25 protein-coding genes and 1 tRNA gene are annotated in these 24,061 nt (G+C 69.0%); 11 read left to right on the forward strand and 15 right to left on the reverse strand.

Annotation, left to right across the window (positions count from 1 at the left end):
• Window positions 1–44: 44 nt before the first annotated feature.
• The 6 genes from pstB (EV140_RS05865) (at window position 45) to EV140_RS05890 (ending at window position 6,048) form a co-directional block, all read left to right on the forward strand.
• Window positions 45–824: a phosphate ABC transporter ATP-binding protein PstB gene (gene pstB, locus EV140_RS05865; RefSeq protein WP_130282027.1), complete on the forward strand. Its 780-nt coding sequence runs from the start codon at window positions 45–47 to the stop codon at window positions 822–824.
• Window positions 825–1,212: 388 nt separating this feature from the next.
• Window positions 1,213–2,328, forward strand: a complete 1,116-nt coding sequence (locus tag EV140_RS05870; protein WP_130282029.1) for a phosphate ABC transporter substrate-binding protein PstS — start codon at window positions 1,213–1,215, stop codon at window positions 2,326–2,328.
• A 130-nt stretch (window positions 2,329–2,458) separates the two neighbouring features.
• Window positions 2,459–3,415, forward strand: a complete 957-nt coding sequence (pstC, locus tag EV140_RS05875) for a phosphate ABC transporter permease subunit PstC (RefSeq protein WP_130282031.1) — start codon at window positions 2,459–2,461, stop codon at window positions 3,413–3,415.
• Window position 3,416: 1 nt separating this feature from the next.
• The gene (gene pstA, locus EV140_RS05880; protein WP_130282033.1) at window positions 3,417–4,514 is read left to right on the forward strand and encodes a phosphate ABC transporter permease PstA; all 1,098 of its coding nucleotides are present in this window, start codon (window positions 3,417–3,419) and stop codon (window positions 4,512–4,514) included.
• A gap of 23 nt (window positions 4,515–4,537) precedes the next feature.
• Window positions 4,538–5,317, forward strand: coding sequence for a phosphate ABC transporter ATP-binding protein PstB (pstB, locus tag EV140_RS05885; protein WP_096422997.1), 780 nt, complete (start codon window positions 4,538–4,540; stop codon window positions 5,315–5,317).
• A complete protein-coding gene (locus EV140_RS05890; protein WP_130282035.1) occupies window positions 5,314–6,048 on the forward strand; it encodes a winged helix-turn-helix transcriptional regulator in 735 nt (244 codons plus the stop codon). Before pstB (EV140_RS05885) ends, EV140_RS05890 begins: the two co-directional genes overlap by 4 nt.
• Before the next feature lie 3 nt (window positions 6,049–6,051).
• Here EV140_RS05890 and EV140_RS05895 read toward each other — a convergent pair whose 3' ends face one another.
• The 4 genes from EV140_RS05895 to EV140_RS05910 form a co-directional block, all read right to left on the reverse strand.
• Window positions 6,052–6,906 (reverse strand): anti-sigma factor, encoded by an 855-nt coding sequence (locus EV140_RS05895; RefSeq protein WP_130282037.1) that lies wholly within the window; start codon window positions 6,904–6,906, stop codon window positions 6,052–6,054.
• Window positions 6,903–7,556: an ECF RNA polymerase sigma factor SigK gene (gene sigK / locus EV140_RS05900; RefSeq protein WP_130282039.1), complete on the reverse strand. Its 654-nt coding sequence runs from the start codon at window positions 7,554–7,556 to the stop codon at window positions 6,903–6,905. The genes EV140_RS05895 and sigK overlap by 4 nt, the downstream gene beginning before the upstream one ends.
• A 119-nt stretch (window positions 7,557–7,675) precedes the next feature.
• Complete coding sequence (locus EV140_RS05905) at window positions 7,676–8,365, reverse strand: hypothetical protein (RefSeq protein ID WP_130282041.1); 690 nt, start codon at window positions 8,363–8,365, stop codon at window positions 7,676–7,678.
• Window positions 8,366–8,442: 77 nt separating this feature from the next.
• A complete protein-coding gene (locus EV140_RS05910; RefSeq protein WP_130282043.1) occupies window positions 8,443–8,583 on the reverse strand; it encodes a cupredoxin domain-containing protein in 141 nt (46 codons plus the stop codon).
• Between the two features lie 140 nt (window positions 8,584–8,723).
• On the opposite strand from EV140_RS05910, the gene EV140_RS05915 reads away from it, so the two are divergent.
• A complete protein-coding gene (locus EV140_RS05915) occupies window positions 8,724–9,035 on the forward strand; it encodes a hypothetical protein (protein ID WP_130282045.1) in 312 nt (103 codons plus the stop codon).
• Window positions 9,036–9,697: 662 nt separating this feature from the next.
• Here the strand turns inward: EV140_RS05915 and EV140_RS05920 are convergent.
• Window positions 9,698–10,339 (reverse strand): DNA-directed RNA polymerase subunit beta, encoded by a 642-nt coding sequence (locus EV140_RS05920; protein ID WP_130282047.1) that lies wholly within the window; start codon window positions 10,337–10,339, stop codon window positions 9,698–9,700.
• 54 nt (window positions 10,340–10,393) lie between these two features.
• On the opposite strand from EV140_RS05920, the gene EV140_RS05925 reads away from it, so the two are divergent.
• Window positions 10,394–10,466: transfer RNA gene (locus tag EV140_RS05925), tRNA-Lys, on the forward strand.
• A gap of 5 nt (window positions 10,467–10,471) precedes the next feature.
• Here the strand turns inward: EV140_RS05925 and EV140_RS05930 are convergent.
• The 3 genes from EV140_RS05930 to EV140_RS05940 form a co-directional block, all read right to left on the reverse strand.
• Window positions 10,472–10,873: a hypothetical protein gene (locus tag EV140_RS05930; RefSeq protein WP_130282049.1), complete on the reverse strand. Its 402-nt coding sequence runs from the start codon at window positions 10,871–10,873 to the stop codon at window positions 10,472–10,474.
• Between the two features lie 121 nt (window positions 10,874–10,994).
• Window positions 10,995–11,945, reverse strand: coding sequence for an aldose 1-epimerase family protein (locus tag EV140_RS05935; protein WP_130282051.1), 951 nt, complete (start codon window positions 11,943–11,945; stop codon window positions 10,995–10,997).
• A 4-nt stretch (window positions 11,946–11,949) separates the two neighbouring features.
• Complete coding sequence (locus EV140_RS05940) at window positions 11,950–12,801, reverse strand: DeoR/GlpR family DNA-binding transcription regulator (RefSeq protein ID WP_130282053.1); 852 nt, start codon at window positions 12,799–12,801, stop codon at window positions 11,950–11,952.
• Window positions 12,802–12,879: 78 nt separating this feature from the next.
• On the opposite strand from EV140_RS05940, the gene galT reads away from it, so the two are divergent.
• Together galT and galK are read left to right on the forward strand one after the other, a co-directional pair.
• The gene (gene galT, locus EV140_RS05945) at window positions 12,880–14,022 is read left to right on the forward strand and encodes a galactose-1-phosphate uridylyltransferase (RefSeq protein ID WP_130282055.1); all 1,143 of its coding nucleotides are present in this window, start codon (window positions 12,880–12,882) and stop codon (window positions 14,020–14,022) included.
• Window positions 14,015–15,268 carry a galactokinase gene (gene galK, locus EV140_RS05950; protein WP_130282057.1) on the forward strand — a complete coding sequence of 418 codons (1,254 nt, stop codon included), beginning with the start codon at window positions 14,015–14,017 and terminating at the stop codon, window positions 15,266–15,268. The genes galT and galK overlap by 8 nt, the downstream gene beginning before the upstream one ends.
• Here the strand turns inward: galK and EV140_RS05955 are convergent.
• Both EV140_RS05955 and EV140_RS05960 read right to left on the reverse strand, forming a co-directional pair.
• Window positions 15,265–15,804: a hypothetical protein gene (locus tag EV140_RS05955; RefSeq protein WP_096423027.1), complete on the reverse strand. Its 540-nt coding sequence runs from the start codon at window positions 15,802–15,804 to the stop codon at window positions 15,265–15,267. The two genes, galK and EV140_RS05955, sit on opposite strands and share 4 nt — an antisense overlap.
• A 50-nt stretch (window positions 15,805–15,854) precedes the next feature.
• Window positions 15,855–17,330 (reverse strand): malate:quinone oxidoreductase, encoded by a 1,476-nt coding sequence (locus EV140_RS05960; RefSeq protein ID WP_130282059.1) that lies wholly within the window; start codon window positions 17,328–17,330, stop codon window positions 15,855–15,857.
• A 58-nt stretch (window positions 17,331–17,388) separates the two neighbouring features.
• On the opposite strand from EV140_RS05960, the gene EV140_RS05965 reads away from it, so the two are divergent.
• Window positions 17,389–18,168 carry a sulfite exporter TauE/SafE family protein gene (locus EV140_RS05965; RefSeq protein ID WP_130282061.1) on the forward strand — a complete coding sequence of 260 codons (780 nt, stop codon included), beginning with the start codon at window positions 17,389–17,391 and terminating at the stop codon, window positions 18,166–18,168.
• Window positions 18,169–18,756: 588 nt separating this feature from the next.
• Here the strand turns inward: EV140_RS05965 and EV140_RS05970 are convergent.
• The 5 genes from EV140_RS05970 to EV140_RS05990 form a co-directional block, all read right to left on the reverse strand.
• A complete protein-coding gene (locus tag EV140_RS05970; protein ID WP_130282063.1) occupies window positions 18,757–19,530 on the reverse strand; it encodes an SGNH/GDSL hydrolase family protein in 774 nt (257 codons plus the stop codon).
• A 71-nt stretch (window positions 19,531–19,601) separates the two neighbouring features.
• Entirely contained in the window at window positions 19,602–20,246 is a 645-nt protein-coding gene (locus EV140_RS05975; RefSeq protein ID WP_241971348.1) for an SGNH/GDSL hydrolase family protein, read from the reverse strand.
• Window positions 20,247–20,325: 79 nt separating this feature from the next.
• Window positions 20,326–21,381, reverse strand: coding sequence for an aspartate-semialdehyde dehydrogenase (locus tag EV140_RS05980; protein WP_130282067.1), 1,056 nt, complete (start codon window positions 21,379–21,381; stop codon window positions 20,326–20,328).
• On the reverse strand, window positions 21,378–22,643 hold the full coding sequence (locus tag EV140_RS05985; RefSeq protein WP_130282069.1) for an aspartate kinase: 1,266 nt from the start codon (window positions 22,641–22,643) through the stop codon (window positions 21,378–21,380). The genes EV140_RS05980 and EV140_RS05985 overlap by 4 nt, the downstream gene beginning before the upstream one ends.
• Window positions 22,644–22,761: 118 nt before the next feature.
• Window positions 22,762–24,054: an ADP-ribosylglycohydrolase family protein gene (locus EV140_RS05990; RefSeq protein WP_130282071.1), complete on the reverse strand. Its 1,293-nt coding sequence runs from the start codon at window positions 24,052–24,054 to the stop codon at window positions 22,762–22,764.
• Window positions 24,055–24,061 lie beyond the last annotated feature (7 nt).

Here is a 24,061-nt window from a genome sequence, read left to right on the forward strand (position 1 = left end):
GAGCATCCCCACAATCTCGCCGATCTGACCGCAAAAGGAACCCCGTGTCGAAGCGCATCGAAGTTCGCGACCTGAATGTCTACTACGGCTCGTTCAAGGCCGTCGAGGACGTCACCCTCACCATCGAGCCCCGCAGCGTCACCGCCTTCATCGGGCCGTCGGGCTGCGGCAAGTCGACCTTCCTGCGCACGCTCAACCGCATGCACGAGGTCATCCCCGGGGCGCGCGTCGAAGGCGAGGTGCTCGTCGACGGCAACAACCTGTACGGCAAGGGCGTCGACCCGGTGCTCGTGCGACGCCAGGTGGGCATGGTGTTCCAGCGGCCGAACCCGTTCCCGACGATGTCGATCGCCGACAACGTGCTCGCGGGCGTCAAGCTCAACAACCGCCGCATCGCGAAGTCAGATGCCGAGGCTCTCGTCGAGACGTCACTGCGCGGCGCGAACCTCTGGAACGAGGTGAAGGACCGCCTCGACCGCCCCGGCTCGTCGCTGTCGGGCGGTCAGCAGCAGCGGCTGTGCATCGCGCGGGCAATCGCGGTCGAACCCGAGGTGATTCTGATGGACGAGCCGTGCTCGGCGCTCGACCCCATCTCGACCCTCGCGATTGAAGACCTCATCGAGGAGCTGAAGACCGAGTACACGATCGTCATCGTCACGCACAACATGCAGCAGGCGTCGCGCGTGAGCGACAAGACGGCGTTCTTTAACATCGCCGGCACGGGTAAGCCCGGCAAGCTCATCGAGTACGACGAGACGGCGACGATCTTCTCGAATCCGTCGGTCAAGGCGACCGAAGACTACGTCTCCGGCAAGTTCGGGTAAGACGGGGCCGGTGCGCGGGTGCGCGCCGGTGGTGGAGCCACGTGCGCGGGTCCACACTCGGCAGCGCTGCCACCGGAGGCGTTTCGCGGCGCCCCGCGCGGAGCTGCGGCCGAGCCCGCACTCGTGGCGCTCTCAGCGCGAGCCATGGAGCCACAACTGCAACTTCACCGCGAGATGCGCGCACACACGTGGCGCTGCGTGACAGAGGGGCGCGGGTGCTGCTGAACGGGGCGGGTGCTCGGCGGCGGGCTCGGGGCAGGGTTTCCCTGTCGTTCACTCGCCGTTCACCGGAACTGGTCACTGTGGTCACACGGCGCTCTTAGCGTCGGGGCTGGATCACCCACCCGGGGGATCCGAACCCCCTGATCACATCCCCGAAGGGACCACAGTGAACATCAAGCGTGCGGGCAGCCTTACCGCCCTTCTCGCCGCCGGAGCTCTCGTGCTCACCGGCTGCGCAACCAACGAAAGTGACGAGCCGACCACTCCGGCTGAGCCGGGTGCCGAGGCCCCCGCGGGCCTCTCGGGCACGCTCGTCGGCGCTGGCGCGTCGTCGGTCGGCGCCGCCATGGAGGGCTGGATCGCCGAGTTCCAGACCGCCAACCCCGACGTGACCGTCAACTACGACCCGAGCGGTTCGGGCGCGGGTCGCGAGACCTTTGCCGGCGGCGGCTCGGCCTTCGCGGGCTCGGACCGCGCGTTCCGCACCACCGAGCTCGAGGAGATCACCTTCGAGGCCTGCGCCCCCGACAGCGGCATCGTGCAGCTGCCCGTCTACATCTCGCCGATCGCCGTGATCTTTAACGTTGACGGCATCGAGTCGCTCAACATGGACGCCGACACCATCGCCGGTATCTTCGCGGGCGAGATCACCAACTGGAATGACGAGGCCATCGCGTCGCAGAACGAGGGCGTCGACCTGCCCGACCTGCGCATCACCCCGGTCAACCGCTCCGACTCGTCGGGCACCACTGAGAACTTCGTCGACTACCTCGCCCAGGCAGCGCCGAGCGTCTGGACCTTCGACGTCAGCGGCGACTGGCCGACCGAGCTCGCCGCTGGCGAGGCCGCCCAGGGCACCTCGGGCGTTGTCGACGCCGTCACCAACGGTACGGGCACCATCGGTTACGCCGACGCCTCGCGCGCCGGAGGCCTCGGCCAGGTGTCGGTGCTCGTCGGTGACACCTACGTTCCGTTCTCGCCCGAGGCCGCCGCGGCCGTCGTCGACGACTCGGAGCTGCAGGAGGGTCGCGCCGACTTCGACCTCACCTTCGACCTGAACCGCAACACGGCTGACTCGGGCGCCTACCCGATCGTGCTCGTTGCCTACCTGATCACCTGCGAGACCTTCGCGGACTCGGCGCAGGCCGAGCTGACGCAGGCCTTCCTGCGCTACGTCGCCAGCGACGCCGGTCAGGCGAACGCGGCTGAGAACGCGGGCTCGGCCCCGATCTCGGCCACGCTCTCGGGCCAGGTCAACGCGGCGATCGACGTGATCTCCTAGTCGATAGCCCTGAGCCGGGGTGGGCACTGCCTCACGGCAGCGTCCACCCCGGCACCACATTTCCACGGAACCACCGTCGTAACGACACACTGCACTACCCGCCCTGCATCACCCACCCGGAAGCGAGCGCATGACAGCCACGGCTACGCCCCCCACCGCCGCTGAGAGCCCCCGCGCGTATCAACGCCTGGGCGACCGCGTCTTCTCGAAGTCTGCACTCATCGCCGGCTCTCTGATTCTCGTCATCCTCGCTGCCGTCGCCATCTTCCTTGTCGCCCAGAGCCTTCCCGCTCTCGTTGCCGACCCGAATGACTTCATCGGCCGACCCGACAGCTTCTGGGCCTACGTGTGGCCGCTTGTCTTCGGAACCCTCTGGTCGGCGTCGCTTGCCCTGCTCATGGCTTTGCCGCTCGCGATCGGCATCGCGCTCTTCATCTCGCACTTCGCCCCCCGCCGCCTCGCACAGGCGCTCGGCTACATCATCGACCTGCTCGCCGCTGTGCCGAGCGTCGTCTACGGCCTGTGGGGCATCGGCGTTCTTGCCCCGGCCGTGCAGCCCCTGTACACGTGGTTGACGGAGAACCTCGGCTGGATTCCGCTCTTTGCCCCGCCCGCGTCGGGCACGGGTCGGACGATTCTCACCGCCGCGATCGTGCTCGGTGTCATGATCCTGCCGGTCATGACGGCCATCTGTCGCGAGGTCTTCCTGCAAACCCCCGTTCTGCACGAGGAGGCCGCGCTGGCGCTCGGCGCAACGCGCTGGGAAATGATTCGCATGGCGGTGTTGCCCTTCGGCCGCCCCGGCATCGTCTCCGGAGCGATGCTCGGCCTCGGACGTGCGCTCGGCGAAACGATGGCCGTGGCCATGGTTCTGTCACCGGCCGCCGTCGTGTCGTTCGCGGTTCTGCAGTCACGTAACCCCTCGACGATCGCCGCGAACATCGCGCTCAGCTTCCCCGAGTCGTACGGGGTCAACGTCAACCTCCTGATCGCGACGGGCCTCGTCCTCTTCGTGATCACCCTCATCGTGAACTCGATTGCCCGCTGGGTGGTCAACCGTCGCAAAGACTTCTCGGGAGCGAACTGACATGGCCATCGACAGCACTCCCGCGCCCCTGCGCACCTCGACGCCGGCGAACATTCACGACCACGGACGCCTCAATCGCCGCACGCCGTGGACGATCCTCGGGCTGAGCCTCGCGGCTGGGTTCGGCGTTGCGGCGTTCCTCGGCTCCGTCGGCGCGACGGACGGCCTCAGCCTGACCCTCGCTCTTGCCCTCGGCACCGTGCTGTACGTCGTCATGATCACCCTGATCAGCCGACAGATCGAAGGAACGCGGCAGGCCACGGACCGCTTCGTTACGGCGATGGTGACGATCGCATTCACGGTCGCGATCATCCCGCTCATTTCCCTGCTCTTCACCGTCGTCACCCGCGGCGCTGCCCGATTCGACATTCAGTTCTTCTCCGAGTCGATGCGCAACGTTGTCGGCGAAGGCGGCGGCGCCGCTCACGCCATCGTCGGCACGCTGCTCATGACCGGCACTGCGGCGATCATCTCCATCCCGATCGGCCTGATGACCGCGATCTACCTCGTGGAATACGGGCGCGGCCCGCTCGCCCGGGCGATCACGTTCTTCGTCGACGTCATGACGGGCATCCCCTCCATCGTCGCCGGCCTGTTCGCCTTCGCACTGTTCGCCCTCGTCTTCGGACCGGGTGTTCGCATGGGCTTCGCCGGCTCGATCGCGCTCAGCGTGCTGATGATTCCTGTCGTCGTGCGCTCCTGCGAGGAGATGCTGCGCATCGTGCCCAACGAATTGCGCGAGGCGGCGTACGCCCTTGGCGTGCCCAAGTGGCTCACGGTGCTGAAGGTCGTCTTGCCGACCTCCATCGCCGGCATCACGACGGGCATCATGATCGCCATCGCCCGCGTGATCGGAGAGACGGCGCCGCTACTCATCGTCGCCGGATTCACCGCGAGCATGAACTACGACATGTTCAACGACCGCATGCAGTCGCTGCCCGTGTTCGTCTTCACTTCCTACGCCAACCAGGGTGTCGACAGCCAGGCCTTCCTCGACCGCGCCTGGGCCGGCGCGCTCACCCTGATTCTCATCGTCATGGTGCTCAACCTGACTGCCCGACTCATCGCCCGCCTCTTCGCGCCGACGCTCGGCCGCTGACCCCCAGAGAAGAAAGTTCACCCGTGTCTAAGCGCATCGAAGTCCGCGACCTCAACGTCTACTACGGCAAGTTCAAGGCCGTAGAGGATGTCAGCCTCACCATTGAGCCCCGCAGCGTGACAGCCTTCATCGGGCCGTCAGGATGCGGAAAGTCGACGTTCATCCGCACGCTGAACCGCATGCACGAAGTGATTCCCGGCGCCTACGTCGAAGGCGAGGTGCTCGTCGACGGCGACAACCTGTACGGCGCGGGCATCGACCCCGTTCTCGTGCGCCGCCAGGTCGGCATGGTGTTCCAGCGCCCCAACCCGTTCCCGACGATGTCGATTGCCGACAACGTGCTCGCCGGCGTCAAGCTCAACAACCGTCGCATCTCGAAGTCGGACGCCGACGACCTCGTCGAAAAGTCCCTCCAGGGCGCGAATCTCTGGAACGAGGTCAAGGATCGCCTCGACCGCCCCGGCTCGTCTCTCTCGGGCGGTCAACAGCAGCGCCTCTGCATCGCCCGGGCGATCGCCGTCGAGCCCGAGGTGATTCTCATGGACGAGCCCTGCTCGGCCCTCGACCCCATCTCGACCCTCGCGATCGAAGACCTCATCGAGGAGCTCAAGCGCGACTACACGATCGTCATCGTCACCCACAACATGCAGCAGGCCTCGCGGGTGAGTGACAAGACCGCGTTCTTCACCATCGCCGGCACGGGCATGCCCGGCACGCTCATCGAGTATGACGACACCTCGGTGATCTTCTCGAACCCGTCCGTCAAGGCGACGGAAGACTACGTCTCGGGCAAGTTCGGGTGAGCCCGCAGACTCAGGATGCTCCCCGCGCCGCCCAGGGACCGCGCGCGTTTCGGCGCGTGGCCGGCACTACCGCCCTCCGGGAGCTGTGCCGCGACACCGACCGGCAGTTGATCGCCGCCGGAGTCGACTATGTGGCGCACCGCGACGCCGCAGAGTTGCTTGTCGCGCTCGCGAGCGACGCTCCCGACGTGGTGCTGACGCCCGCCGAGCCGACTGGGGTGGAGCTCGACGCACTCATCAATACCGTGCACCAGTGGGCGAACGTGCCCGTCGTTGTGGCGATCGACGCGGCAGCGACCGGCAACACTGACGCTGCTCGCGCGCTCGACGCAGGCGCCAACGCTCTCTTGCCAACGCCCTTCACGGCCGAGGAATTGCGTCGCTGCCTCATGGGGCTCGGGCTGCCGAGCTCACCCCACGCGCCCGCCGTCATCGTCGGCGACCTGCACATCGACACCGCCGCCCACATGGTCAGCTACGCCGGAGTCGACGTGCGCCTCACCCACCGTGAGTTCTCGATGCTGCACACGATCGCCGCCCGCGCCCCGCGCCTCGTGTCTCCGCAGGACCTCGCGCGCCAGTTCTCCCCCGACGTCGACTCCGAGGCGGGGGCGCGCGCGGTGCGCGTCATGATCGGGTCGATCCGCGCGAAGCTGGGCGCAGCATCCGAGCGGGGGCTGTCGCCCATCGAAACCGTCCGTGGCGTCGGCTACCGGGTGCGGGTCGACTAAGCCTTACGCAGACTCGGTGACGATCGCGACGATCGGGTCGCTCGTCGGCTGCGGGCTACCCGACGCGGGCTCGACCGTCACGCCGACGATCGTTCCGGCGACGAACTCGCCCTCAAGCACCTGCACGGTCTGCCCGTCGGCGTCGACCGTGAACAGGCCGGCCGGCGAGATCTGGTCGCCCGTGATGTACCAGAGCGCATACGCCTCGTCGTCGGAGAGCGTCGCGAGGCCGTCGAACACCATCACCGACAGCCCGAGTGACTCGGAGCTCACGAGGCTCGCCGTCGCACCACCCGCGACCTCGCTCGAGGCGACCGTCGCATCGGGAGCGGCGACCACCTGCGCCAGCACCTGCTGGTTGACCGAACTCGGGCGCACCAGATCGGCGGCGAAGGCTCCGGCGAAGAACAGGACGACGGCGGCCGCGGCAGCCGCGACAATCGTCGCCGGGCGGGCGAACCACCGCATACGGGCCTTGTCGGCGGCGAGACCGCTCATCGGGATCGGCGCAGGAATCTCCGTTGCCGGCTCCGCACCGGCCAGAGTGTGAGCGGGCGCCAGCTGGGCCGGGTCGACCGGGGCGGCGTGGGCCGCGAGCTGCGCGCCCGCGTCTTCGCGCGGCAACTGCGGCGTCGCCGCCAGCTGCGCCATGACCGACTGCTTCAGACCCGGCGACGGGGCGACGGGAGCGGTGGCCGCTCCGAGCATCCCCGTTGCCTCGCGCAGCGACTCGACCTCGCGCTGCAGCTCTGGCGAAAGCGCCAGCACCAGTTCGAACTCGGCTGCCTCGTCGGCGTCGAGCGCGCCCAGCGCGTAGGCGGCAGCGGTCTCAAGCTGCTCGTTCGACAACGAACTCATGACGCCACCCCCAATTCTGTGCGCAGGCGTATCAGCCCATCGCGCAATCGTGTCTTAACTGTTCCGAGCGGAATGTTCAGCATCTCGGCCACCTCGCTCTGCGTGTAGCCGCCGTAGTACGCGAGCTCGACGGCCTGCCGTTGCAGGTCGCTCAACCTCGCCATCGCCTTCTCCACTCGCTTGTGTTCGATGCTGATCTCGACCGTCTCCGACACCGTGTCGACGTCTCGGCCGAGATCGCGGATGCCGATCTTGGTGTCCCGATCGCGGCTCGCCTGGGCGCTGCGCACCCGGTCGATCGCGCGTCGGTGAGCCATCGTGAGCATCCACGTCACCGCTTTCCCCTTATTCGGATCGAAGCGCGAAGCGGTTTGCCACACTTCGAGCAAGACCTCCTGCACGACCTCCTCCGACTGCGCGTGGTCTTTCAGCACGTGGCGCACGAGGCCCAGCATGCGGGGCGCGATGAGGTCGTAGAGGTCGCTGAACGCGCGCTGGTCGCCGGTCGCGACCCGCGTCAGCAGCGCGGTCGCCTCGTCGGCGGTGGGCGGCGTCGCGTCGTCGGTCGCCACCTCTGGTTCTGGATGCACGGCTCCAGCATTCCAGGTCGTGGCCGCTTCGGGTGCGTAATCGCTGAGAACGCGGGTCATTGCTCGAGTTCACGCGGCGTGCGCCCAGGGCACGCGGAAACGCCGGGCGGGAATGCAGTCCCGCCCGGCGGCTCCGAGTTCACCTAGTTGGAGGAACAACTCTGGTGAGGTGTCGGCCCTTACTGCAGGCCGAGGTTCGCCGCGATGCCGCCGGCGAGAGCGGTGGCGGTCATCGGCATGTGGCTGGCGGCCTCCTTGAGGAGGTCGAAGTAGGCCGGGTCGCCCGCGATGTTCGCATCGATCGCCGCAAGCAGCGTCACGGCGTGCATTTCGAGCTCAGCCTGAACGGCCTCGGCCGGCAGCTCGGGAACGACCGAGTTGATCAGCTCACCGAACGACACGGCGTAGGCGTTCAGGTCGGCCACGGCCTGGTCGGCCAGCTCCTGGTCGCCGGTCGCCTGACCGAGGGTGTAGTTCACGAAGAACGGGATGTGCGAGCGCCACGAGTCAAGGAAGGGCTGCTCGGCGTCGGGGTAGGCCGAGCCGACAAGTGCGGCAACCTCGACCGAGTTCTCGTCCAGCGCCGCGACGGCCGCCTGAACGGCCGGGGTCTCGAGGTCGCCCCCGTCGGCGAGCGCCTGGTTGATCGCGGCACCGGCGAGGTACACGTGGTCGGCGAGCAGGGCGGTCAGCGCGGCGCGGAGGTTCGCCCCGTCGCTGTTGACGGTGTCGATCATGGGAGCCTCGGCCTCGGGGGCCGGCTGCTCCATCGTGGGCTCATCGGCCGGAGCCTCCGCCTCGGCGGCGCAGCCGGACAGGACGAGGGCAGCGGCGAGGCCGAGGCCAGCAAATGCAGTTACCTTGCGCATGGTGCGTATCTCCTTGTGTGTGGTGGAACTGTGTGGTGGAACTGTGTGGTGAGCCGGGAGGTGATCCGTGCATCCCGCTAGCCGGCCGCCTCGACGGTGACGGAACCGTTCATCGTGAGGTGGGGCTCGCAGAAGTACGGGTACTCCCCCGGTTCGGTGAATGTGAAGGAGAAGGTGTCCCCCTCTTCCCCCGCCCGCGCGAGCGCGTGACGGAACATGCCATCGGCCTCCTGGCTGCCGCGGAGACCGGTCGTCTCGTTGACGTCCCCCCCAGGCGCCGGAGGTGATCGTGTGACCGATCCCTTCGGCGTTACGCCAGGTCACCGTCGTTCCGACGGGCACCGTGATCGTCGGCGGGGTGAACCGCAGTCCAATCGTGATGACCTCGTCGGGACCGGGCTCGGCCGGAACAGCCGGCTCGGCGTCGTCGGTGGTGTTCGGCTCGTCGCGCTGCGCGTCGGGGGCGATGGATGCGCTCGGCTCGGCGGTCGGGGATGTCGCGGATGCGCATCCCGTCGCCCCGAGGAGGGCGGCCAGCGTCGCCGCAGCGAGCGCCGCACGCACCGGGACGGTGCGCCGCGCAGTGCGGGAGCCGAACGTGGTCGATGTCATGCCCAGTGTTCGGGGGCGTCGGGCATCCGGTTTGGCGCGGATGGTGCCGTGGAGGTGACTCTCAGGTTCCGGGGTGCGGGTCGGCGTGGGCGGCGGACAGCGTGCGGGGTGGGCGGGGAGAGCGGGCGCCGGTGCCCGCGATCCCACCCGGGGGCGCTGGCGACTACTCCGGTGTAGGAGTTCCTACAGTTCAGTAGTCGCTCGCACCAGCGCGCGGGCGGGAGCGCGCGCGGCGGGCAGGAGGAACGCCGTCACGGCGTGCGGGCACGAAAAAGCCGGCCCGCAGAACGCCTCTCGGCGCGAGGCCGCTCGTAGCGGCGAAATGTGGAGCCCGGGGTTACTGCGGACCGGCTGCTCAAGACTAACGGCGGTGCACGCTGGGTTATTCCGCGGATAATCAGGTGCGGGCCGACCCCGGGCGTGTCGGAGTGCGAAAGTGTGCGGGTTCGCGCAACTCTTGCGGGTTTGCCACTGCACGAGTTGCGTAAACCCGCACGACAAGGGTGCCGCGGCTCCGGAACGGGGCGCATGCTCGCCGAGACAAGGGTTTGCGCCGAAACACGCCTGACCCGAGGGTTGTCTCGGCGTAGACCCCTGTGTCGGCGCGGGTGTGCGGCAGTTTGGGCGCGGTGCGCCAGGACAAAGTGCCGCACTGCGGCCACACTGACGCACCGGCAGGCCCGGCAGCGGGGAGGCGCGGCACGCGCGCGCCTCCCCGCCCTAGTCGAGGGCGGCGCGGCGCTCAAGGGCTGCGCAGGCCGTGAAGTCGTCCGCGCTCTCGGCGAGGCGGGATGCTCGCCCCGTCATCACGGCGGCGCGCTCGTCGTCGAGACCCGCATCCGCGTCGTCGGCGAGGTCGGCCGCACCCGCGGCCGACACCCGACAGAACGCCGCAGCGCGGTCGAGCGCGACAGCGAAATCTCCTGAGTAGGCGCCGCGCAACACCTGGTCGGCGAGCCGGAGGATCTCCCCCGGGCCGGTGGGCGCCTCGGCCCCGGCGACGACGACGTGGGCGCTCGAGGTGAGCACCTCAGAGCCGCGCTGATAAATGAGGGCGGTGCCCCGAGCATCCTGACGAATCATCGCGCGAAGCAGCGAAAGGCGCCACAGCGCGCCGGGCAGGGTGCGGGGCCCGGCCTGCGCCCAGAGCTCGGCGAGCGTGTCGAGTCCGTGCTCGTCGGTGTAGGCGACCATGCGCTCGACCACGTCGGCGTCGTCGGCGGCAGCCGTGCGCACGCGGTGCACGAGCGCGCGGGCGCTGTCGTGGGCGATACGCAACTGCACGGCGGGGTCGAGTCCGCCCTCGTAGGCCTCGAAGAACTCGGAGGGCACACGTGTGGGTCGGTGGGGACGCTCGGCCATGGCCGCCACGCTACCCCCGAGCGCTGGGCGTCGCGGGCCGGTACGCTGGTGGGCGGGCCTCTAGCTCAGTTGGCAGAGCAGCGGACTTTTAATCCGCGGGTCGTCGGTTCGAGCCCGACGGGGCCCACAACGTCAGCCGTTGCGGTCGCGCGGGTTCTCGGTGTCGTCGAGGACGCGGAAGACGCCGATCTTCGTCTCGCCGTCCGACTCGTAGACGGGGATGTCGAACACCTTGTTCGGGTTCGTCGACGACTTGCGAACGTTGCGTGCGTGGTTCAGCTCGCTCACCCGCACGTAGCCGATCTTGCCGCCCTCCGCCTGAGTCAAGATCAGGTCGGGCACCTGCTCGTTGAGCGGGCTGCCGTACGTTTCGCCGTTCGCGTTGACGGCGAACTCGACGGGCCCACCGGCCGCGGCCGTCGGAGCGACGGAGGCGGTGAACGAGTCGCCCAGCATCGGGGCAGCGACGGCAGCACCTCCGACGACGAGCACTCCGACCGCGGTCAGGGCAATGGCCTTGGGGGTGATTTTCATGAAGCGACTCCAGCCTGGGCTGTGCGCGGGGTATCACGGCGTGCGCGCAGGGGGCGTCGAGTCTTCCCCCACGCTTATCCAACCATTCGGCAGACGAGCCGTGGCACCCCCCGTTCGCGGGCTACGCCGGCCGGCAGATGCCCCAGCCACCGCTCCACACCTCGCCGGGTTCGAGCCAGCGCAGGCCGACACCTGAGTTGAGCGCGTCGGCGGGCGCCGTCATCGGCTCGATCGCGACCGCGGTGGTGGGGCCGTCGGGGCCGGCGAAGATGCGCGTGATGAAGATTTGCAGCCACTCCCAGTCGCCGTCTTGCCATACCTCGGTCTCGGTGCCGTCCGGCGCGGTCAGCACCGTGCGGATCATCCCGTCGTCGTCGCGGCCCACCTTCCACGCGTCGTCGAGGGCGAGCGACGAGATGGCCCGGCCGCCGGTGAGATCCCAGTCGCCGCCGTCAGTCGCCGGCTCAAATCCGGTCGGGTTGAGCCGGTCATCCACGGCGACGTGTTCGACGGTGCGCGCGGTTAGCGTCAGCGTTTCGACGTCGTGCGATCCGACCCGAATGAACGGATGCGCGCCCACCGCAAACGGCGCCCGCTCGGCACCCTGGTTGGTCACCTCGTGCGTGACCCGCACACCGTTGCCGGTCAGCTGGTAGGTGACGGTCGTCCAGAGCCGGAACGGCCAGCCGTGCTGCGGCACGACCGCGGCCCCGAGAGTCACACTGTCGGCGGTGCGCGACACGAGCCGGTACGGGGTGTTGCGCAACAGGCCGTGGATCGCGTTGTTCTTATCGACCTCGGTGATGTCGAGTTGCAGCGGCGTGCCGTCGTGCACCCACCGGCCGTCGCGCACCCGGTTCGGCCACGGCGCGAGCACGATCCCGCAGCCGAACGGCGGCAGGCGGTCGTCGTCGTAGCTCTGCGTCAGGTCGTGGCCGTCGACGGTCAGCGAGCGCAGCGATGCGGCCACTTCGGTGATGACGGCCTCGACGGGCCCGTGGGATCCGTCGTGGTGCAGAACGTACTGCTCGCCGGTCGGGGGCACGGGCGTGTGAGTGGTGGGGGTGGTCACGCGCTCAGCCTAATCCGGCGCCGACCGGCACGGCAGTGATGGCGAGGCCGGTGTCGGCGAGGGCGGCAAGGGATGCACGGGCCGGGTCGTCGACGAACGCGCCGCTCGCCGCCGCCCCGCCCCGTGCATCCGTGATCAGCTCGTCGACCTCGTCGAGCGCCGCCACCCGCCCCAGGTGGGCGACGCCGCGCTTCGACGCGTCGGCGACGAGCAGCACCCGGTCGGCGGCCGCGACCATCTTCTGCTTCACCTCGGCCTCGGGCAGGTTGACATTCGTCACCCCGTGCTCGGCGTGCACGCCCGTCGCCCCGATGATCGCGAGGTCGGCGTGCACGCCGTCGAGCAGTGTGGTGGCGAGCGGGTTGACGAGCGAGTGCTGCAGCGAGCGCAGGGTTCCGCCGGTCACGACGACGGTGAGCCGCGGCAGGGCCGGCTCGAGCGCGAGCGCGATGGCGAGCCCGTTCGTCACGACGACGACATCGTCGAGGTCGTGCCGGGCGACGAGCGCGTGGGCGACGGCGAGAGTGGTCGAGCCGACGTCGAGCAGCACGCTCTGCCCCGGCTGCACGCGCGCGGCGGCCTCGGCCGCGATGGCCTCCTTCGCGCGGGCGAGCCGGGTGCGGGTGCGTTCAACGCTGAGCTCGCGCTCGGTGACCGGCCCGCGCGGGATTGCCCCGCCGTGCACCCGCGCGATGCGCCCGTCGGCTTCGAGCGCCGCCAGGTCGGTGCGCACGGTCACCTCGCTGACGTCGGCCTCGCGGGCGAGGTCGACGACGCGGGCGAACCCGCGGCGGGCGATGGATGCGGCGAGCCGTTCACGACGCGTCGTCGCTGTCGGGGAGGCGCTCACGAGCATCCACCGCCTTTCGAAGGTTGTCGATATCGAAAGCGTACGGCTTATGAGAATGAAACCGCGCGCGCGTACCGTTGACGAGTGACCCATAGCATCCACTCAACACGCCTCGCTGACGGGCGTGAGCTGATTTACGTCGACGACATCGACTCGACGCTTCCTGCGCCCGAAACGCGCCGGGCCGACGCACGCGTGCTTGACCCGCGCCCCGCGACCGCCACCATGCGGCAGGACGTGCTCACCGGCGAGTGGGTGTCACACGCGGCGGCCCGGCAGAACCGAGTGTTCTTGCCGCCGGCCGACCAGGATCCGCTGGCGCCGCAGACCGACGCCAACCCGAGTGAGATTCCCGACATCTACGACGTGGCCGTGTTCGAGAACCGCTCGCCGTCGTTCGGCCCCCTGCTGGAGGACGACAACGCGCCGACGGGCCTCGACGACACCGCCGCGATCGGACTCGGCCGTTCGCGCACCAGCGTGGGGCGCTGCGAGGTCGTGTGCTTCGCCCCCGACCACGAGGGGTCGTTCGGCTCGCAGACGGTCGGCCGCGCCCGCACCGTGATCGAAGCGTGGGCGCACCGCACCGAGCAACTTAGCGCCCTGCCCGGCATCGAGCAGGTCTTCGTGTTCGAGAACCGGGGCGAAGAGATCGGCGTGACCCTGCCGCATCCGCACGGGCAGATCTACGCGTACCCGTTCATTACGCCGCGCACGCGGGGGCTACTGCGTCCGATCGAGAGCGTGGGCGATGACCTGTTTGCGCGCATCCTTGATTTTGAGCGGGGAGTCGGCGACGCCGCGGGCCAGCCCGGAGCCGGCGAGCGCGTCATCGCCTCCACCGAGCACTTCACAGCTTTCGTGCCGTTCGCGGCACGCTGGCCGCTCGAGATTCACCTGCTGCCGCACCGCCACGTGCCCGACCTCGCCGGCCTCACCGCCGCCGAGCGCGACGACCTGGCACCGCTCTACCGCCGCCTCGTGCGCGCCCTCGACGCGCTGTACGACACCCCCACGCCGTACATCGCCGCGTGGCACCAGGCGCCCGTGCACTCGCACCGCGACAGCGTGCGGCTGATGCTGCAGATCACGTCGCCCCGCCGCGCCGCCGACAAGCTCAAGTACCTGGCAGGCTCAGAGGCGGCCATGGGAGCCTTCATCGGCGACGTGACGCCGGAGGCTCAGGCCGCGTTCATTCGCTCTGGTTGGGAGAAAGCCGTTGACTGACATTCGCGACGACGTAACCGCGGGCTTCACCGCGGTGTTTGGGCACGAGCCCGACGGGCTGTGGTCGGCGCCCGGCCGCGTCAACCTGATCGGCGAGCACACCGACTACAACCTCGGCTTCGTGCTGCCGTTCGCCATCGACCGGCGCACGGTCGTCGGCGTCGGGCTGCGCGACGACCGGCTTTTGCGGGCCGCCTCCACGTTCGCCGACGAGCTCGTCGAAATCTCACTGGATGCTCTCGCCGCGCTTTCGTCGGAGGACGCCGGCCGCGAACTCGGCGGCTGGTCGGCCTACGTGCTCGGCGTTGCCTGGGCGCTCGGCCTCGACGAGTTCGGCGGCGACCTCGCGGCGGTGCCGGGCCTCGACCTGTTCATCGACTCGGACGTACCCGTCGGCGCCGGCCTGTCATCGTCGGCCGCGATCGAAAGTGCCGTCGCGTTGGCCCTCAACGACGTCTGGCGAGTCGAGCTCGACCGCCCCACGCTCGCGCGCGTGGGTCAGCGGGCCGAGAACATCGCCGTCGGCGCGCCCACCGGCATCATGGACCAGTCGGCGTCGCTGCTCGGCGTGCGCGACCACGCCGTCTTCCTCGACTGCCGCTCGCTCGAGGCGCAGGTGGTGCCGCTCGGCCTCGACGAGGCAGGGCTCGTGGTGCTCGTCATCGACACGGGCGTCAAGCACTCGCACGCCACCGGAGGGTACGGCGAGCGCCGTGCCGCCTGCGAACGGGGAGCCGCCGCCATGGGCGTCGAGTCGTTGCGCGACGTGACGGTCGCCGATCTGCCACGCGCCCGCGAGCTGCTCGACGACGTGACCTACCGCCGGGTCGCCCACGTCGTCACCGAGAACCAGCGCGTGCTCGACACGGTCGACACGCTGCGCGGCGAAAGCGGGATGCTGCTCGGCGAGGCCGACGAGGACGGCTCCGGCTCGTCCACCGTCGCCGTCGGCCCCGGCGGCCCGCTCGCGATCGGCGAGCTGCTGGATGCCTCGCACCGCAGCATGCGCGACGACTTCGAGATCTCGGTGCCCGAGCTCGACCTCGCCGTCGAGACCGCGGTCGGGGCCGGCGCAATCGGCGCGCGCATGACGGGCGGCGGCTTCGGCGGCGCGGCGATCGCGCTCGTGAAGCTCGACGACCTGTCGCGCGTGCAGGTCGCCGTCGACAACGCGTTCAGTGAGCACGGCTTCGCCGCGCCCGACACGTTCGTCGTGCGGGCGAGCGACGGGGCGGCCCGCAACTAGACGGGCAGCGCCCGCGGATTGTAGCGGTCGCCGCGGAACATGGCCAGCACGAGCACGCCGAGAGTGACCATGTAGACGGTCATCATCACGAGAAACACCCAATCGGGCGCCGTCAGCCCGAGGCCGCCGAGCGTGCTCAGCACCACCGTAGCGACCAGCACTAACATGGTCACCGCGCCCATCAGGTACATGTCGGCGCCCATGCGCCGGGCGAGAATCGCGCGCCGCTCAGGCGTGTCCCAGAGCTGACGGTTCGGCACGTTGACGAACTCGATGGGGATGCGCCGCACGAACGCCGGCACCGACACGAAAATCCCGATGAGGAACGCGACGATCAGCGTCATGTAGCCGACGAACACGGGCGTCGGGTCGAAGCGCGGGCTGCCGTTGTCGGCGCCAAAGTGGCCGATCACCTCAGGCGGGCCGGCGACGAGCAACCACGCGGCGAGCGCGGCGAAGAGGGCGACCGTCGTCCAGAAGGCGAGGCGCGCGATCGACGCGAAGCGAGCATCCGAGCGGTCGTCGAGTTCGGTCATGCGTCGAGGTTAGCGAGCACGCGCCCGCCTCGTGCGAGTCGTCCCGACGCTCAGCGTGCGATGGCGAGGGCCTCCGCCGTCTCGGTGAGCAGCTTGTCGGCGAGCTTCGGGTCGGCCGACACGGTGCCGCCGTATGACGGGATCATGCGCTTGAGGCGGGGAGTCCACTCGTCGAGCTTCGACGGGAAGCACTTCTCGATCAGGTCGAGCATGATGGGCGCGGCCGTGCTCGCGCCCGGCGAAGCCCCGAGCAGGCCGGCGATCGAACCGTCGGCGGAGGCGACGACCTCGGTGCCGAACTGCAGGGTTCCGCCTTTGCCGGGAACGTTCTTGATGATCTGCACGCGCTGGCCGGCGACCATCTCGTACCAGTCGTCGCCCTTCGCGTTCGGGAAGAATTCGCGCAGGGTGTTCTCGCGGTCGCTGCGGCTCGCGAGCAGCTCGCCGATGAGGTACTTCAGCAGGTCGAAGTTGCGCAGCGCCACCTGGATCATGGGCACAAGGTTGTGCCAGCGGATGGTCGAGATCAGGTCAAACAGCGATCCTGACTTCAAAAACTTGGGGCTGAAGCCTGCGTACGGCCCGAACAGGAGGGAGCGTTCGCCGTCGACGACGCGGGTGTCGAGGTGCGGCACGCTCATCGGCGGGGCGCCGACCGACGCCTTGCCATACACCTTCGCCGAGTGTTGGGCGACGATCGCCTGGTTGTCGGTGCGCAGCCACTCGCCGCTGACGGGGAATCCGCCGTAGCCACGGATCTCGGGGATGCCCGACTTCTGCAGCAGGGGGAGCGCGTAGCCGCCCGCGCCCACGAACACGAACTTGGCCCGCACCTCGAGCGGGAAGAGGCCCACCTCGTGGCGCATCTTCAGCAGCCACGTGCCGTCGGTTTTGTCTTGCTTCAGCCCGGTGACGGTGTGCTCGGTGCGCACCTGCGCACCCTGGTCTTCGAGGGCGGCCACGAGCATCCGGGTGAGGGCACCGAAGTCGACGTCGGTTCCCGACGCGATGAAGGTGGCCGCGACGGGCTGGCTCTTCGCGCGGCCCGGCATGAGCAGCGGCGCCCACTCGTGGATCTCGGCCGGGTCCTCCGAGTACTTCATGCCCACGAAGAGGGGGTGATCTTTCAGCGCCTCGTAGCGCTTGCGCAGGTATTCGACGTTTTTTTCGCCCCACACGAAGCTCATGTGCGGGGTGGCACTGAGGAACGCGGACGGGTCGGGCAGGAGGCCCTCGTTCACGAGGTACGACCAGAATTGGCGCGACACCTGGAACTGTTCGTTGACTTTCACCGCGTTGGTGATGTCGATCGTGCCGTCTGGCTTCTCGGGCGTGTAGTTGAGCTCGCAGAGGGCGGCGTGGCCGGTGCCGGCGTTGTTCCACGGGTTGGACGACTCTTGGGCGACTTCGCCGAGTCGCTCGTAGATGCGGATGTCCCATTCGGGCTCCAGCTGCTTGAGCATGGTGCCGAGGGTCGCGCTCATGATTCCGCCGCCGATGAGGGCGACGTCGATGGTGTCACTCACGCAGCGAGTTTAGCCGCTCAATTCTGGGCCTCCGGCCCGAGGCGCCTAGGGTGGGTGGGTGATTCTTGCCCTTCTTGCCGTCGGCGCGATCGGCGGACTTCTTGCCGGCCTGTTCGGGGTGGGCGGCGGCATCATCATGGTGCCGCTGCTGCTGTGGTGGGCCCGCATGGACCAGCGGCAGGCCGCAGCCACCTCCCTCGTCGCCATCGTGCCAACCGCGATCGCGGGGTCGATCTTCTACGGGATCGGCGGGCAGGTCGACTGGGTGGCGGCCTTGTTCGTGGGCGCGGGCACGATCGTCGGCGCTCCGATCGGCGCGTGGCTGCTGCGCTCTTTGCCGTTGGCGTGGCTGCGCTGGTTGTTCATCGTGGGGCTTCTGGCGGCGGCCGTGTACCTGATTCTGGTGACGCCCGAGCGCGGAGGCTCGCTCGAGCTGCAGCCGCTCGTCATGCTGGGGCTCGTCGGCCTCGGACTCGTGATGGGGCTGGCGGCCGGCATGTTCGGCATTGGGGGCGGCATCATTGCCGTGCCGGTGTTCATCGCGCTGTTCGGCATGGGCGACCTGCTGGCGAAGGGAACGTCGCTGCTCGCCATGATTCCGGCGGCCGTGTCTGGCACCATCCCGAACCTGCGGGCGGGCCTCGTGCGCCTGCGCGACGGCCTCGTCGTCGGCGTCGCCGCGGTCGCAGCGTCGGGCGCGGGAGTCTCGCTGGCGTTCCTGATTCCGCCATCGCTGTCGAGCATCCTGTTCGGGATGCTGTTGGTCGCGGTCGTCGCGCAACTCTCCGTACGCGCGGTCCGCCTCCAGGCCCGAGAGAAGCGCGACCGCGAGGGGTAGACGCCCGCCCGCCTCCCTTTGCGGCGGCGGGTGATCGATGGCGGCGACGGGCGCTCGGGAAGACGTGCACCCCCTCCAGCCCCTTCCAAAGACGCGGAACGCCGAATTCGATTCACAGTCGCGAGCAGTGTCACGGTGCATGGGGGCGTGGGGATTAGTGGCGCGCCCATGACCGTGACATTTCTCAGGAGTAGAGGCCCGGCACGGCCGCCGAGCCGCACGTTTCTGGGGTCGGCGGTCCGGAACTCCTGAGAAACGACACAGCACAACGGCATTCTTGAAAGTGAAACACTGTCTTGCGTTCCGCGTCTTTGGAAGGCGCGGAGAGGGGCAAAGGAGGTGCCGGGGAGGTGCCGGGGAGGTGCCGGGGAGGTGCCGGGGAGGTGCCGGGGAGGTGCCGGGGAGGTGCCGGGGAGGTGCCGGGGAGGTGCCGGGCAGAGGCCCGGGCAGGATGGCGCGGCGCCGGCTGGCGCGACTTGAGCCAGCGGTCACGGCACGAGGCAGCGCAGCGCCGTTAGGCCCGGGGAGCACAGCGCAGCGCAGCGACTCTCAGCGCGGGGAGCGGTGCACAGCGGGCACGGACGGGGCTTAGGCAGGGGCGATCGGCTCGAGGGTGGGGCGCTTGGCGGTGCGACCGTCGCCGGAGGAGCGGCCGGTGAGGCGGCGGCCGATCCAGGGAAGGACGTATTCGCGCCAATACTCCGCGGTGCGAGGGCGCTGCAGTTCGTCGGCCACTTCGTCGGGGGCGCCCGCCGCCGGCACCGGCACCTCGAGCGCGGCGAGCACGTTGGCGGCAGCGCGCGCGTGACCGAGTGAGTTCAGGTGCAGGCGATCGATCGACCAGTAGCGCAGCGCGCGCAGCTCGGGGTCGCTCCAATTGTCGACGTAGCCGATCGTGTGCGGCGAGCGGTCGAGACGGGCGCGCACCGCATCCGCCAACTCGTCGCCGCGGCGCTGAAAAACCGGGCCCAACGGGATGTGATCGGTTGGGTTCCCGCCGCTCACCACCACCACACGGATGCCCGCATCGCTCGCGCGCTCCGCCGCCGACACGAGGCGGTCGGCCGTCGCTGCCACACTCACGCGCGGGCGCATGATGTCGTTGCCCCCGCCGTTCATGGTCAGCAGCTGCGGGCCCAGGTCGATCGCCGGTCGCAACTGCTCGGCAAGGATCGGGCCGAGCAGGCGGCCGCGGATCGCGAAGTTCGCGTAGCCGACCGGCTCGCCGGCGGCGTGCGCAAGGCCGATGGCCACCAGGTCTGCCCAGCCACGCGGCGTTCCGTCGGGAAGCTCGTCACCCATGCCCTCGGTGAAACTATCGCCAATCGCGGCGTACGTGCGGGGCAGAGACTCGAGCGCCATAACGGGACGAGCCTAGCGAGGCGGAGCGGATACCCGCCTCCACTGTCCCGCCCACGGTCGGACCACCCGCACTACAAGCCCAGAACTGCGAGCTCCGCATCCATGCGCTCGGCCATCACCGCGTAGCCGTCGTCGTTGGGGTGCAGGCCATCAGCGGCCATCAGTTCGGGGCGGCCCTCGATCCAGCGGGAGGCCCCGGCGATGAAGTCGGCGTCGATCACCTCAGCGCCCTCGCGCACCCAGCCGATGATGACCTCAACACTCTCGGGGCGCTCGTCGGTGTACCAGAACGGCTCGACGACGACAATGCGCGCCTCCGGCAGCCCGTCGCGCAGCCGCTCGAGGTCGATGCCGATCTGCTCTCGGATGCGGTCGCGCTCGTCGGGGCGGCGTTCGTAGGCGAAGTTGTCGTTGAGACCCATCGTCACGAAGACCAGTTCGGGCTCGGCCGCGATGATGATCGACGGCAGGTCTCCCTCGCCGAAGACGGTGCGGTTGTTGATGAAGCCGAGCCCGTTGACGCTCGGGTTCACCTCGCGCCAGCCGCGGTCGGCGCTGATGATCGTCGACCAGCGGGCGGCGTCGGATGTGGCCCCGGTGCCGAGCGTGTACGAGTCGCCGTAGAACGCGACGACGGGGCGATCCCCGTCGGGCGGGATGCTCGTGGCCGTCGGCTCCGGAGGAATCGCCGCGCAGGCGGCCACGCCGAGTGTCATCGCCACCGCAGCGAGCGTCGAAAGGCTTCTCCGTGCATCCATATCGAGTATTCGGCGCGGCCAGCGTGTGCGGTTGGCGCTACGCCGCAGCGGCCTTCGTCGACGCGACGAGCTCGGCCAGCTGCACCGCGTTGAGCGCGGCGCCCTTGCGCAGGTTGTCGTTCGAGATGAACAGGGCGAGGCCGCGGCCGCCGGGCACTCCCTCGTCGGCGCGGATGCGGCCCACGAGCGACGGGTCGGCGCCGGCGGCGTCGAGCGGGGTCGGCACGTCCATCAGCTGAACTCCGGGGGCGTCGGCGAGCAGCTCGCGGGCGCGCTCGGGTGAGATGGCCCGGGCGAACTCGGCATTGATGGCCAGCGAGTGGCCGGTGAAGACGGGCACGCGCACGCACAGCCCGCTGACCCGCAGTTCGGGTAGCTCGAGAATCTTGCGCGACTCGTTGCGCAGCTTCTTCTCTTCGTCGGTCTCGCCGAGGCCGTCGTCGACGAAGTTGCCTGCCTGCGGGATCACATTGAACGCAATGGTCTTCGGGAATTTTCCGCCCGCCGGGAACTCGACGGCCGAGCCCGAGTGCACGAGCCCCATCGCGTCTTGCGCGACGACGGCGGCCGCCTGCTCGAGCAGCTCTTCGCCGCCGGCGAGCCCCGCACCCGACACCGCCTGGTAGGTGCTGACGATGAGCCGCTCGAGGCCGGCCTCGCGGTCGAGCACCTTCAGCACGGGCATCGCGGCCATGGTGGTGCAGTTGGGGTTCGCGATGATGCCCTTGCGCGCCTCGCCGATGGCGTGCGGGTTCACTTCGGCGACGACGAGCGGCACCTCCGGGTCCATGCGCCAGCCCGACGAGTTGTCGATGACGGTCACGCCGGCGGCCGCGAACCGCGGAGCCTGCGCCTTGCTCAGGGTCGCACCCGCGCTGAAGATCGCGATGTCGAGCCCCGTCGGGTCGGCGGTCGACGCGTCTTCGACGACGATCTCGCGGTCGCCGAACGGGATGCTCGTGCCCGCGCTGCGCGCGCTCGCAAAGAACCGCACCTCCGCGAGGGGGAAGTCGCGATCGAGCAGCAGCTGCCGCACGACGGCACCGACCTGCCCGGTCGCGCCGACGACACCCAGGCGCAGGCCGGCGCTCATCGGCCCGTCCCCGCGTAGACCACGGCTTCGTCATCGGCGTCGAGGCCGAACGCGGTGTGCACGACCTGCACGGCGTGGTTGAGGATGTCCGCGCGGGTAACGACGGAAATGCGGATTTCCGACGTGGAGATCATCTCCATGTTGATGCCCGCCTCCTTCAGCGCCGTGAACAGTTGGGCGCTCACGCCGGCGCTGGTGCGCATGCCGCCGCCGACGACCGACAGCTTGCCGATCTGGTCGTCGTACTGCAGCGACTCGAAGCCGACGTCCTGCTGCTCGGCTCGCAGCGCGGTGAGCACCTTCTCGCCGTCTGACTTCGGCAGGGTGAACGAGATGTCGGTGCGGCCGGTGGAGGCGAGGGACACGTTCTGCACGATCATGTCGATGTTGGCGCCGGTCTTGGCGACGATCGTGAAGATGTCGGCGGCCATGCCGGGGGTGTCGGGCACGCCCACGACGGTGATCTTCGCCTCGCTGAGGTCGCCGGCGACTCCGGTGATGATCGGTTCTTCCATGGTGTCCTTCTCACTGGGAGGCACGACGAGGGTGCCGGGTAGCGGGCTGAACGACGAGCGCACGTGCAGGGTCACGTCGTGGCGACGCGCGAACTCGACGGCGCGAATGTGCAGCACCTTGGCGCCGGCGGCGGCCAGCTCGAGCATCTCTTCGGTCGAAACGTGGTCGAGCTTGCGGGCGCGCTTCACGACGCGGGGGTCGGCGCTGAACACGCCGTCCACGTCGGTGTAGATCTCGCACACATCGGCCTCGAGGGCGGCGGCCAGCGCGACGGCGGTCGTGTCGCTGCCGCCACGCCCGAGCGTCGTGATGTCTTTGCTGTCGCGGTTGAAGCCCTGGAACCCGGCAACGATCGCGATCGCGCCGTCGTCGAGGGCTTCGCGAACGCGCACCGGCGTCACGTCGACGATGCGGGCGGAGCCGTGGCGCGCATCCGTGATCATGCCGGCCTGGCTGCCGGTGTAGGAGCGTGCCTCGAACCCCATCGACTTGATGGCCATGGCGAGCAACGCCATCGAGATGCGCTCGCCCGTGGTGAGCAGCATGTCCATCTCGCGCGGGTCGGGCTGCGGGGTGACCTCGTGGGCGAGGTCGATGAGTTCGTCGGTGGTGTCGCCCATGGCGCTGACGGCCACGACGACGTCATGGCCGGCTTTGCGGGTCTCGACGATGCGCTTCGCGACGCGCTTGATGCTCTCGGCGTCGGCGACCGACGATCCCCCGAACTTCTGCACGATGAGGCTCACGGTGCTCCTGTGGTGGGCTGTGCGGGAGGGGCGGGTGCTGGCGGCACGACGGCGGTGGCGAGCCTAAGCGCTCAGTCTACTGGCCGGTCATGCGGGCGACGGCATGGGCCCGCCCACACTACGCGTCGATCAGGGCGAGTGTGCGCGCCACCAAGTCTTCGATGGCCACACGGTCGAAGTCGCGCACGGCGCTGCGCACGCGCGTGTGAGTGCTTCCCACGAGCTCGGCGGGAATCGACTCAATGCCGTGGAGCGCTCCCCACACGCTGCCCACAGTCGCGCCGTTCGAATCTGTATCCCGTCCGCCGGCCACCGTGATGTGGAGCGCGTCAAGGAACGACGATCCCCACAAGAGCGCGGCAGCGATCTGGGCTGCGTTATTGATGGTGTGCACCCACGGGTACTGGCCGAGCTCTGCATCGATCCAGTCCAAGGCTTCCGCCCATGAACGTCCCTCCAGGTGAAGCTTGGCAATGGAGCGCAAAGCGACCGCGAGACGCGACCCCGGCGGGATCACTGACAGGCTGCTCTCGAAGGCTTCGGCCATGTCGGCTTCTGCCAACGCTGCCGCCGTCAGAGCAGCCGCCCATAGCTCCCCGTAGATGCCGTTGCCGGTGTGGCTCAGGCGCGCATCCTTCAATGCCAGCTGGGCTGCGGCCCCGGGGTCGCCTGGGTTCACGTACCCGAAGGCATCCCCCCGAATCAGTGCGCCGATCCACTCCCGATACGGGTTGCGGTAGGTCGCCGTGAGAGGAGCGGCGAGCCCGTGAATGAGATTGCGATAGGCCGCCCGCTCCGCCGTATAGGTCTGAGTGAAGGGCACTCGATCGAGCCACTCCCTCGCCACGTCAGCAGTATCAAAATGCCGCCCGTACTTCTCCATGACATGCAGGGCCACAATGGTCCAGTCGATGTCGTCGTCCCGCGGGGCCGCATCGAACGATCCGACGGTGGAGACCGGCGCCGAGGGGTGCAGGACCGACACCCCTGCCGGCAGCGGATCCACGAGGGGCAGATAGCCGCGCACGGGCCACTGCTCCGCAGCGCGAAGGTAGATCCCCACTTCGGTGCGATTCAGCCCCTCGATCGGCTTGCCGATCGTGTTGCCGACGGCCCGGCCGGTCCATGCACCACGCAGCTTGTCGGGCAGACGCGATACGTCAACAGGTAGCCTTGGCGAACGATCCGACAGAGATGTCAACGACGCTTCAGCCTCTGGCTCGTCGAAGCTCCATGAGTCGCTCCGGATCGAAGCGTCGAGCCGTGCGTAGAGCACCTCCATTGCTGCCGTGTCGTTGTCGCGCGCAGCGGCCAAGGCGTGCACGGCCACGTCGGCGATTTCGAAGCCGCTCAGGATCCGCTGTTCGGCCTCGTCGACGACGAGATCACGAAGGTCGAGGACATCGTGCACGGCGAAC

Origin of the sequence: Microcella alkaliphila (assembly GCF_004216855.1) — a bacterium.
Classification (GTDB): domain Bacteria; phylum Actinomycetota; class Actinomycetes; order Actinomycetales; family Microbacteriaceae; genus Microcella; species Microcella alkaliphila.